General features: G+C 54.4%; 8 protein-coding genes and 2 tRNA genes. 4 read left to right on the forward strand and 6 right to left on the reverse strand.

The genetic code is table 11. The annotated features are described in order from the left end of the window. Window positions 1-126: 126 nt before the first annotated feature. Complete coding sequence (locus tag BP822_RS02635; protein WP_286877671.1) at window positions 127-972, forward strand: nucleoside deaminase; 846 nt, start codon at window positions 127-129, stop codon at window positions 970-972. Between the two features lie 99 nt (window positions 973-1071). Here the strand turns inward: BP822_RS02635 and BP822_RS02640 are convergent, their stop codons facing one another. The 6 genes from BP822_RS02640 to BP822_RS02665 all read right to left on the reverse strand — a co-directional run bounded on the left by BP822_RS02640 (window position 1072) and on the right by BP822_RS02665 (window position 7084). After that, entirely contained in the window at window positions 1072-2193 is a 1122-nt protein-coding gene (locus BP822_RS02640; protein WP_286856684.1) for a YncE family protein, read from the reverse strand. Between the two features lie 286 nt (window positions 2194-2479). Beyond that, window positions 2480-2551, reverse strand: a tRNA-His gene (locus BP822_RS02645). Window positions 2552-2570: 19 nt separating this feature from the next. After that, a complete protein-coding gene (locus BP822_RS02650; RefSeq protein WP_286877673.1) occupies window positions 2571-4109 on the reverse strand; it encodes a VWA domain-containing protein in 1539 nt (512 codons plus the stop codon). Further along, on the reverse strand, window positions 4096-4860 hold the full coding sequence (locus BP822_RS02655) for a GXGXG motif protein (RefSeq protein ID WP_013718879.1): 765 nt from the start codon (window positions 4858-4860) through the stop codon (window positions 4096-4098). Before BP822_RS02655 ends, BP822_RS02650 begins: the two co-directional genes overlap by 14 nt. Further along, entirely contained in the window at window positions 4857-6113 is a 1257-nt protein-coding gene (locus BP822_RS02660) for an AAA family ATPase (protein WP_286877675.1), read from the reverse strand. Before BP822_RS02660 ends, BP822_RS02655 begins: the two co-directional genes overlap by 4 nt. A gap of 650 nt (window positions 6114-6763) precedes the next feature. After that, on the reverse strand, window positions 6764-7084 hold the full coding sequence (locus tag BP822_RS02665; RefSeq protein WP_286877676.1) for a radical SAM protein: 321 nt from the start codon (window positions 7082-7084) through the stop codon (window positions 6764-6766). A 299-nt stretch (window positions 7085-7383) separates the two neighbouring features. On the opposite strand from BP822_RS02665, the gene BP822_RS02670 reads away from it, so the two are divergent. From BP822_RS02670 to gyrA, 3 genes are all read left to right on the forward strand, one after another. Continuing rightward, window positions 7384-7455: transfer RNA gene (locus tag BP822_RS02670), tRNA-Cys, on the forward strand. A gap of 213 nt (window positions 7456-7668) precedes the next feature. Then, entirely contained in the window at window positions 7669-9561 is a 1893-nt protein-coding gene (gyrB, locus tag BP822_RS02675; protein WP_273271877.1) for a DNA topoisomerase (ATP-hydrolyzing) subunit B, read from the forward strand. 8 nt (window positions 9562-9569) lie between these two features. Continuing rightward, window positions 9570-11815: DNA gyrase subunit A (gene gyrA / locus BP822_RS02680; protein WP_286877678.1), on the forward strand; the 2246-nt coding region annotated here is incomplete at its 3' end.

Genomic DNA, 11815 nt, shown 5'->3' on the forward strand with positions numbered 1-11815 from the left:
CCAGGACCCGGAGAGAGCATCACCTTCGAGATACAGGTATGCAAATAGGCAGACGGCCCCAAGCCGGCAAGCTAAAAATAGAGGAAAACTAGCCAGCTGTAATGCCCACAATTTATATGAGGAGATATGTCAGGACGGCCAGTTGAGGAGGAGGGGAAGGCCAGATTCCAGAGGCTGCTATATGGCTACCAGCGCTCGGTGAGCGGCGCCGTTGCCCCTGCCCATCTCTCCACTCCCACAGAGGTAGAAGGCCAGGAATATGAATTCAAGCCCGTTCCGCTCGTCTCTGGCAGAGTTGATTATCATCAGCCCTGGAGCGGATATGCCCCCAAATGCACCCTGGAAGATCAAGAGGACTGCAAGTACTATCCCGTCCAGACCGCTAATATCAAAGTGAACGGCATCTACTCTGGTATCGAGGTGGAGGGCGACCGCTGGATGCAACTGGCCTGCCTGGCCGCTCGGGAGTCGGTGGAAGAGAAGGGCGGTCCTTTTGCGGCGCTGATACTGCAGATCGATAACTGTACCGATCAGATCCTGAGGTACTGGATCAATCATAACCAGGTTACATCGGCACTGGACCCCACCGCCCATGCGGAGATCATGGCCATTCGAAGCGCCTGCGCAAGTCTCGGGGTCTTTGACCTGGGAAGCATCAGAAAGGATGAGTCAAAGCTCACCCAGCCGGGCGATCTGTCCCACTGCGTCATCTACAGCAGCGCAGAGCCCTGTCCCATGTGCTACGCTGCCATCTGCTGGGCCAATATCCCCATGCTGCTCTTCGCCGCCACCCGCTTTGACGCCGCCACTCAGGGAGTGGACTTTTCTGATGAGGCCATTTATGAGGAGCTGTCCAGGCCGTACTCTGATCGCTTTGTCAGGGTCTATCAGTGCACAGTGGACAACTCCCTAGACTCCTTCAACCTCTGGAAGGTCTCCAGAAAGGTACAGTATTCTCCGGATATCAAATAGATTCTTGGCTGCAAAGATCCCTTGGGGACGAAGCCCCAAGGTATCCACTCTTGATGGAACCATCAAGAAGGCGTTTTTGAGTCTCTCCATCATCAAGGGTTAAGTAGGTGGAGTCTTTAGAGGCATGGTATATTTGTATCGTTCGAATTTAATGGGCAGGGTATCAATTAATCGTATCGGCTCGTTTGGAAGGAGATCTTGAGGCCGAGGAGGTCTTTGGATGATCATCTTCCCAGATGGAATAAGGGCCACCTCTTGAATCACCAGGCCTACTGGTGAGGCTTGCTGGCCACTAACGGAGTTCAAATCGACATGGCCTGCGGGGCTCAAGGTTTCTCCGGATACATCATATAGATACAGGGCATCCTCGTTGTGCTCCGTCACAAATATCCTCTGGCCGTCGGAACTCACTTTGATGCACCTCGGATTGGATGGTATGGAAGCCGTGGAAACCACCTGGCCGTCTGAGAGACGGATCATGTCCACATATGCATCTGTAGCGGTATAATGCCCCAGAAACAGATATTGACCATCTGGTGATATGGCAATGCCTCTGGGATGCAAGGATGTCTCCATTGGAGCCAGGATAAAGTCATCGCGGGTCCTTATAACTTCTATTTTATTTTGGTCCATATTAGCCAGATAAATTGTGCTCCCATCCGGACTGGCTATTGCATCCTGAATAGCGTGTCCAGGGAAATTCAGGGTGGTAATTAAAGCATTCCTCACTGCATCAATCACATATACAGCCGGCTCCTGGTAGTCGACCGCATAAGCTTTAGCTCCACTGGGAGTAAAGGTGATGCTGCTGGGATTGCCCCCCACATGGATGGAAGATATCAATTCCATCTCCTGTGGATGAAAAATGCCTACCTCTCCGGTCTCAGAAAAGGTCACATAGACTCGGCTGTCATAAGGGGAAACGGCTATTCCTGTGGGTTGTTTACCTTCGATCTCGATGTTGTCAATCAATTCCATCGTCGAGGGATTTATCACCGCTATATGATCTGAATCCGGACAGGTGACCCACAACCTGTTGGGGCTTTGAACCATGGCAATGGAATGAGCATTATCCCCGACCTCAACCGTCTCGATAAGAGAGAGATCCTCACCATCGATTTTAGCCACGGTGGACCAGTCAGGATTAGATCCATGGACGTAGGAGTTCACAACATAAACGTACGAATAGGCAGTGGCATTCTGGATAAGAGACAGTGCCAAAATCCCCGATAGGAGTAAAACCCATAGACTCCAATGCGATCTGATTTTCATTTCACGATCACCTCAAAACTTCAGCGCTTTGTTACTCCAAAATTTTTGAAATAATTTGTTTTATACACTTATATCCATATCTAATTCATTTTTTTAGACTGTTCAATGCGGTGTGCTGCTGGATGAGGATTATTGCATATCCTGATAGTCTCGCATAATCTGAATCCGGGCTCAGCTAAAAAGGAATAGCCAGAGCATAAAAAGCCCATTACCATTTGATCTATCAGTAATAAGGGGCCGGGACCGGGATTCGAACCCAGCTCGAGGGATCCACAGTCCCTCAGGATAGCCACTACCCTATCCCGGCATGCCAGAATCCCAGTCTATTAGGAGAAGATAAAACTTTCCCCGCCGTAGGCTCTCTCCGAAACCTCCACTACTAAGGATATGAGATCATCAAGCTGCCGGATGTAGTAGATCTGGCCAAGACTGGAGAGGGACTCCTCCACATGCCGATCCCTATAGTCCGGGTCTATCGAGAAGAGGACGAACCTTCCCACCTCCGAGGCCCTCTTGATGTCCTCCCACTCCTGGTAGAGATTTTGAATATGGGTGTCTGTGATGCATAGGATAAGACAGCCCGGCCGGCCTTGGGCCAGCTCCAGTATCCTCTTTCCAGGTATATGGGTGCGGGTGGCTAAGAACTCGACCAAGACATCCTCAACAGCGTTAAGGTCCCGCGTCCAGCTGGCGAGCCGATAATTCTCGCTGAAGTTTATCGCCGCCAGCTCCGCTCCCATGGAATGGGCGAACTGGCAGGCCTTGAAGGCGGCCAGGGTCGCCTTATGGGTCTTGGTGCCCTTACGCGGCCCCTCCATGGAGCGGCTGCTGTCCAGGACTACGAGCAGATCGGGTACCCCCGCTCTTTCCGGCATCATGGGGCTCGCCTCATGATCCCTCTTGTAGGTCGAGACCCCAGGAATGAGATATGGGCTCAGGCTCAGGGAGTAGGATACATCCAGATCATAGCAGGGATCGGTTAACCTCCATTTGGCAAAGCCCGAGGGAGTGACCTCTGAGCGGGCCCTGGGAACCTCTCTGATCTCAATGAAGTAGCTCTGGTCTCGATACCAGCGTTTTAGATCTCCTTTCTGCCCCAGCACCGCCAGAGCCTCTTCATACTCACCGGCATCCAGGTTCGCGGCACAGAACAGGGGCACGGCGTCTGCACTGCCGTTCAATATCTCCTGCGCCCGGACCGGTCCCTGACCCAGGATGCCTGGCTCCAGTGCCCCCAGGATACGGGTCATCTCCTGGCACTGCCTGGGCCAGAGGCTCTTGTCCCTGATACCAGCTGAGAAGATCCGCAGGAGATGTTCGACCTCCGGACGGGGACAGGAGGGAAGAGAAGCTCCCCAAAACTCCCTTAAGAAGCCCAGAACCACTCGGTCTAAAGGATTAAGGGGCCGGCCATCCAGTTCCCCCAGCCTCCTCCAGCCCATCAGCACCAACTCTTCATCTCGCTCGGTCCTCTCCAGGCGAAAGGAGTCCGATACAATATCTGAGAATATATTCACCATCCTGCGGGCAGACTCGATATGCGATGCCATACCTGGTGTCAAGCCATATGCCGAAACGTATGTTGAATTGGATCCTGAAAGATGACCCAACCCCTTGAGCGCGGCCAGAGCGAGGATACCCGCGTTCTCCAGTGATCGGGGGCAGAAGATGTATTGAACGATGAGATGATGGAAGAGGTTCTCCAGATACAGCGGCCCAAGCTGCAGAGCCTTTTGATCCAAGGTGATCTGATAGTTCGAGAAGGCAAAACTGCCCGACCTGCCTTTTTCGCCCAGAACGGGAGGGGGAAGAAGAGGCCAGTGCCAGCTTTCCCGAGACCTCCGCCAGACCTCAATCCAGCCCAAAGACTCCATCCGCCGCCTCGGGGCCAAAAGCCTTTCCTCTGATCGTGCCGCCCTTCATCCGCCAGCCCGCTCTCCTTCCTACCCGGCCAAAAACGGTGATCCGACCTCCTTTCATCAAGAGCCCCAGATAGTCGCCCGCATCACCGTGAATGCGCAGGCTTCCCGAGCTCATCAGCCAGCCAGCCCTCTCACCACAGCTGCCCTGGCAGACCACCTTTCCCCCGGAGCAGCCCAGTCCCAGGAAGTTGCCGCAGTCACCTTTGATCACTCCCAAACCACCGCTCATCCTGCGGAAGGCATAGTTCCCAGCACCTCTAGATACTATCCCCCCGCCGGTCATCTCCTGGCCCAGATAGTCGCCTGCCGCTTGGCGAAGATAGATCCTCCCCCCTTTCATCCTCTCGCCCACATGATCACCTCCCATCTCCAGGATGATGGTGCCCCGGGATAGCTCCAGACCGGCATAGTTCCCAGCCGAAAGGTGCAGGGGCTGCTGACTCCTCTCTGCGGCAATGCTGGAGAGATGCCCCCAGATGACCTGATATCTATTGCCCGGGTCGGATTCAACCAGCCTTTTCAGGGTCCCAGGATCCTGGGGCAGAAGCTCTTCCACCTCCATCCGGCTGGGCCTGGTCCCTAACCTCTCTCCCAGGTCATCCAGGCTGAAGATGGGGTCCCCTTTCTCGCTCCTTAGACTGCGTCCCTTGTTCAGGCCGCGGTAGGCATCATCCATGAATCTGCCCAGCTTCATCTCATCTGCTCCAGGGAGGGTATGAAGTCCAGCCGGGCGATGGGATCGTCAAAGATCGACAGCTCTTCCATCGCCCTCCAGACGGATGTCTCCCCATCCACCGCTCGGGAGAAGATGATGTTCATATCCGCCCGCTCGTTCATGGTGCGGTTGATGCTTTTTTCTACCAGCTCTGCCACAAAAGCCAGCTTTCTCGCTCCATAATAGGGAGGCCGATCGATAATGGAACGGATGGGATTTATCCGGTGCCAGATAACATAGGGAGCCACCGCCTTTAAGACCTCCAGGTCGGCCTCACGATCCAAGAGATAGGCAAGAGCCCGGGAAAAGGATCTCAGATCCTGGCGCACCCGATCTGACAGCCCCTCGTCCGCCTGCCAGCAGATGGCCTCTGGATTGCCGCTGTAATGGCAGCCTGCACACAGGCCTCGCGATGGACGGGCAGAGGATAGCTGGGTCTTGTCATATGACGGCGCCCTCTCGCAGAGGGTGAAGTCCCTCACCAGGCAGAGCACTGCCAGCTCCACCTGAGGCTCGAGCTCCTTTTGAGCCACCAGACCAGGCAGGGAATCGAACTCCTGGAGAGTGAAGCGGGGCAGCTCCTCTGCCAGCTCCCCGACATCCCTCTCCCTTTCAGAGAGGGCCAGCCCTGCCAGGAAGTTGGGCTGAAAAGCGGGCACACAAACGGATATGCGGTCCAGCAGGGCCTCGTCCAGGGGATAGGTGGCGGAGAACTCCGGGTTCATGGTCAGATAGTAACAGGTATCTCCTGGCTCGTACACCTGCCCAGCATAGCTGATCTTCCTCTTCTGCAGTATCTCCAAGAACAGGTTCTGCTTGCCACCAGGAAAGCGGTTGACCTCATTGATCAGCTTCCAGCGGGACCTGGACCAAGGGGTCCAGAGCACTGTGCAGGGCTCTTCTGCCTCTCTCATCCACTGTCTGGGATCCAGAAAGCCCACCATCTTCTCCTCCGTCTGCTCCGGATAGCCGGTCACCATCTGGTCTTCCACCTCGCCGAAGGAGAGGGATAAGAATGAGGACCCGAGCAGATTGACCAGTGTGGTCTTGTTCGCACCCATTCCACCGTAGAGGAGAAGGGCATGGTTTCTCAGGCAGGCGTTGGCAATAGAGAAGTAGAGCTGAGAGTTGATCCGCTGATTGCCGACGGCAAGATCCTTCCTGGCCACATGCAGCCTCAGCTCCTCCAAAGCTCTGATCAGATCTTCGATCTTCTCCTTTGGATCTGGCATAAAAAGAGGGCTATAGTGCATACGATATTTAAATTAGGCGAGAGGATGGCGGCAATTGGCCAGACGAAGAGGGAAAACGGCCCTCCTTAGAGGGAAGAAGAGGGACAGCAAAAGTCAGTGTAGGAGGGATTGGTGATTGACTTTTGCCATCCTTGGGGTTCGACGTAAGACGATATAAACCTTTTGGGTGTAGACGATCAACGTGAGCTTCCGATTCTGTGAAAAGGAGGGAGGGGCAAAAGTCACCGTACGGGAGGGATTGATGGCCGTCGACTTTTGCCTGCATACTAATACGGCATTCGACGACTTAAGCCTTTCGGCTGCACGTCGAGATGCTCATCGAACCTCAATTGGAGAGATAATTAGGAGGGGGGCAAAAGTCATTCAAATAGGAGGGATAGGAAATATGACCTTTGCACAGATAATAGTACGATCATCAACGTATATATTTGTTTCCGTCTGAAGCAATCGCCGATGAGGAAACATGCCAAGATAAAATGAAATAACGAACTGGGAAACCAAACTCTAATCCTCCATCATAGAGCCATCATATATGCTCAACCTCGGATCAATCCTGCCCTTGAATTTCTCTAAATAAAAGTCCATTTACTCTTTCATCCTCTCCCTAAGCCCCGCCTCAAACACACCCTCTATAAATCTCTGTTCCGGGAATGGGAGTGGAATAAGCGATATTCACCCATTTCGGGCTTGGACTCTGCAATCAATCTCTTGGTCATATCTATATCCTCCTGGTTCTCTCCAGGAATTCCCACAATCAGAAGCATACCTGAGACTAACCCAATTTCATTCGCCTGTTTAAAAGTCCTGATTATCTGCTCCGGAGTAATTCCATTCCTCAATAGGTCTAAGATGGCCTGGCTTCCACTCTCCACGCCAAAGGCAAGCTCGACACAACCTGCTCGCTTCATTCGGAATATCGTCTCAAAATCAACTGTATCCACCCTGGACATGGAAGATCATCGAAAAATAGTATGCAAGATCTGCACCATCACCCACAACCCGGCACTTGACCGCACCTAGAGGGTATAAGAGATGCGCGACGAAGAAGTCTCCCATTCCGAGACTTGCCGTGAGATCATAATCGATGGAAGAAGTGCCCGGTGTGAAAGAATAGTATCCAGGTGTGAGGATCGGCCTTCGAAGGCAATCTTTATAAGGGGAGAGGTTGCAGCAGGATCTCTGCTCAGAGTGAGCCCACATCGATAAAGGTGGTGGTATCAGCAGCACTCTTGAGAGAGACCTTCCTAATGCCAAGGTGGCGGAGCGGCTACGCAAATGCCTGCAGAGCATTACCACTCCGGTTCGAATCCGGACCTTGGCTTCTCATTTTCAAGTTTTTTACGATCAGCTCATTCTTTCGTATGCGCTTGTCAAATAGCTCCTTCTCAGTTCTGAGATGAGATGAGACTCCCCCTGCGAAGGCATCATTTTGTATCAATGTATTTTCCCAATTTGCGAATTTTTTCAGGGAAAAGCTTATATCTGCTCAAATGAGTGTGATACAGTCCTAATTATTAAGGAGGCTTAGTTGATTTTGAGCGAAGCTACAGGCTATGATGCAAGCCATATCCAGGTTCTCGAGGGCCTTGAGGCGGTCAGGCGCCGGCCCTCGATGTACATAGGCAGCACAGACTCCCTGGGGCTACACCATCTGGTCTACGAGGTAGTGGACAACAGCGTGGACGAGGCCCTGGGAGGATTCTGCAGCGAGATCGATGTGACAATCAATCCCGGAGGGAGCGTCTCCATTCGTGATGACGGCCGGGGCATCCCGGTTGATAACCATCCCCAGTTTAACCGGCCGGCTCTGGAGATCGTCTTAACGGTGTTGCATGCCGGCGGCAAGTTCGACCACGAGTCTTATGGCGTCTCCGGCGGACTGCATGGGGTGGGCGTCTCCGTGGTTAATGCCCTCTCCGAGTGGATGGAGGTGCAGGTCCGCAGGAACGGAAGGATCTACTGGCAGCGCTTCGAAAAGGGCAAGGTGGTCTCGGATCTGGAGGAACGGGGCAGCTCGGATCATACCGGAACCACCATCACCTTCAAGCCTGATACCAGCATATTCGAGGAGACCGAGTTTTCCTTCGACACCCTCTCCTCCCGTTTGAGGGAGCTGGCCTTTCTGAATCGCGGCCTTAAGATAACCATAAAAGACGATAGATCTGATAAAGAGAACATCTTCCAGTACGCGGGAGGCATCATCTCCTTCGTGGAGTACCTCAATAAGAATAAGGAGGTGTTGCACGAGCAGCCGGTCTACTTCTCGCGCAGCAAGAATGGGACCCAGGTGGAGGTGGCCCTGCAGTACAACAACTCCTATGCAGAGAACATATTCTCCTATGCCAATAACATCAACACCCGCGAGGGAGGAACTCACCTCATGGGCTTCCGCGCCGCCTTAACCCGCACAGTCAATGATTATGCCCGGAATAACAAGCTATTCAAGAACGAGATGAAGCTGGGGGGCGAGGACCTGAGAGAGGGGCTGGTGGCAGTCATAAGCGTAAAGCTGCCTGACCCCCAGTTCGAGGGCCAGACCAAGACCCGATTGGGAAACAGCTCCATCCGGGGAATTGTGGAGTCGATGGTAGCAGAGGGCCTGGGGGAGTACTTCGAGGAGAACCCTCTTGTTGCGACGACCATTGTGGAGAAGGCTGCAGAAGCCATGCGCGCCCGGGAAGCGGCCCGGAAGGCCAAGGAGCTGACCCGGCGCAAGAACGCCCTTAGCTCCGGCGGACTGCCCGGAAAGCTGGCCGACTGCTCTGACAATGATCCTGCGAAATGCGAGATCTATATCGTCGAGGGCGAGAGTGCTGGGGGGAGTGCGAAACAGGGAAGGAACAGGCATTTTCAGGCCATACTGCCCCTGCGGGGCAAGATCCTCAATGTGGAGAGAGCGAGGCTGGACAAGATCCTGAAGAACGCCGAGATTCGCAATATGATCGTGGCCTTCGGCACGGGCGTGGGAGATGACTTCGATATCAGTAAAGCGAGGTATCATAAGGTGGTGATAATGACCGATGCAGATGTGGATGGCTCGCACATCCGCACCCTTCTGCTCACCTTCTTCTACCGCTATATGAGGCCCCTGATCGATGCCGGCTATGTGTTCATCGCCCAGCCCCCCCTCTATCAGGTCAAGAAGGGAAAGCAGGCCAATTACGCCTATAGCGATGAGCAGCTTAACGAGCTGGTAGCAGGCATGAACAAACCGGTCATTCAGAGGTACAAGGGCCTGGGTGAGATGAACCCCGAGCAGCTCTGGGAGACTACCATGGATCCGGAGGGGAGGATCATGCTTCGGGTCACCCTGGAGGATGCAGTGGAGGCGGACAGGATCTTCACTATCCTCATGGGCGACCAGGTGGAGCCGCGCCGGGAGTTCATAGAGAAGCATGCCAAGTATGTGAAGAATCTTGATATCTGAGGTGGATCGTGACAGAAGTACAGGTTAACATCACCGAGGAGATGAAGTCCTCTTACATCGATTATGCCATGAGCGTGATCGTAGGGAGGGCTCTGCCCGATGTCCGAGACGGATTGAAGCCCGTTCACCGCCGCATTCTCTATGCCATGTATGAGCAGGGCATGACCCACGATCAGCCCTACAAGAAGTCCGCCCGCGTGGTGGGCGATGTGATGGGCAAGTACCATCCTCACGGTGATGCGGCCATATATGAGACCATGGTCAGAATGGCCCAGACCTTCTCCATGCGTTATCCTCTGATCGATGGCCAGGGCAACTTCGGCTCCATCGACGGAGATCCGGCTGCCGCCATGCGTTACACCGAGGTCCGGCTCTCTAAAATCGCCGAGGAGATGCTGGCAGACATCGAGAAGAACACCGTGGACTTTGTGCCCAACTATGACGGCTCGCTCAAGGAGCCAACAGTCCTTCCGGGAAAGCTTCCCAACCTGCTCTTAAACGGCTCGACTGGAATCGCCGTGGGCATGGCGACCAACATCCCACCCCATAATCTGAATGAGCTGGCAGGGGCGATCATCCATCTGATAGACAATCCCCAGGCAACAGTAGGCGAGCTGATGCATTATTTGCCGGGCCCGGATTTTCCCACTGGTGGATATATCGTGGGCCGGGCGGGAATCGAGTCCGCTTATCTGACCGGCAAGGGAAGCATAATCATGCAGGCCAAGTCGGAGATCGAGGAGGGAGCAAAGAGCACCAGGATCATCTTTTCCGAGCTTCCCTACCAGGTGAACAAGGCCAAGCTGATCGAGGATATGGCGGAGATGGTCAAAGGGGGACGCCTGGAGGGCATATCCGATCTGCGGGATGAGTCAGACAAAGAAGGCATCCGCATGGTAGTGGATATCAAGACCGGATTCAACGCCAATGTGGTCTTAAACCAGCTGCATAAACACACCGCTTTGCAGACCAGCTACGGGATCAACAACATGGTCCTGGTGGACGGGATGCCCAGGATCCTCTCTTTAAAGGAGACCCTGGAGCAGTACATCTACTACCGCTCCATAGTGGTTGAGAGGCGCACCCGCTTCGAGCTGGATGCAGCGGAGAAGAGGGCCCATATCCTGGCGGGCCTGCTCATCGCCCTGAAGAACATCGATGAGGTGATAAGGATCATCAAGGCCGCCCCCACACCAGCGGAGGCCAGGGATGGTCTGATAGAGGCATTTCTCCTCTCCGAGGAGCAGGCGAAGGCCATTTTAGACATGAGGCTGCAGAGGCTTACGGGCCTGGAGCAGGAGAAGATAGTCTCCGAGGCGGCAGAGCTGGAGAAGCTCATCGCCCACCTGAGACAGATCCTCTCCAGCAATCTGGAGATCCTGAGCATCATCAAGGACGAACTGACGGAGCTGATCAGCAAGTACGGCGACGAGCGGCGGACCCAGATCATCGAGGCCGATGGTGAGGTCACTAATGAGGACCTCATTCAGGAGGAGGAGGTGGCGGTGACCATCACCAGCTCCGGGTACATCAAGCGCCAGCCCGTCAATACGTACCGCATGCAAAGAAGGGGCGGGCGGGGGGTTATAGGAGCCGAGACCAAGACAGAGGAGTTTGTGACCGATGTCTCCACCGCCTCCACCAAGGACTATCTGCTCTTCTTCACCGACAAGGGCAAAGCCCACTGGCTAAAGGTTTATGAGGTTCCCGCTTTGGGAAGGGCAGCCCGGGGCAAGTCCATAGTGAACCTGCTCCAGCTGGAGCCGGATGAGAGGATCGCCGGAGCCATCCCGGTGAAAAGCTTCCAGGCGGGATACATCGTGCTGGTAACCAGGAGCGGCAATATTGTGAAGATGCCTCTGCAGGCCTTCTCCAATCCCCGCAAGGGAGGGATAAAGGCGGTGAACCTGAAGGGGGATAGCCTGGTCTCGGCCAAGCTCACCAATGGAGAAAAGGAGCTCTTGGTGGCCACCAAATTCGGAAAGGCCATCCGCTTCAAAGAGGGGGATGTGCGTGCCTCCAACCGGGGGACCATGGGGGTCAAAGCGATCAGCCTGAACATGGGCGACGAGCTGATCAGCATGGATGTGATTGAGCCCGGCTCAGGCTCAACGCTGCTCACCGTCACCAATCAGGGCTATGGCAAGAGGACTGAGCTCGAGGAGTATCCCCAGCAGAGGCGGGGGGGCAAGGGAGTCAAGAACATCGATGCCCGCAAGGGGTATGTCTGCTGCACCACCACTGTCTCCGAGGA

This window comes from Methanosaeta sp. UBA458, assembly GCF_002496085.1.
GTDB classification, from domain to species: Archaea; Halobacteriota; Methanosarcinia; order Methanotrichales; family Methanotrichaceae; genus Methanothrix; species Methanothrix soehngenii.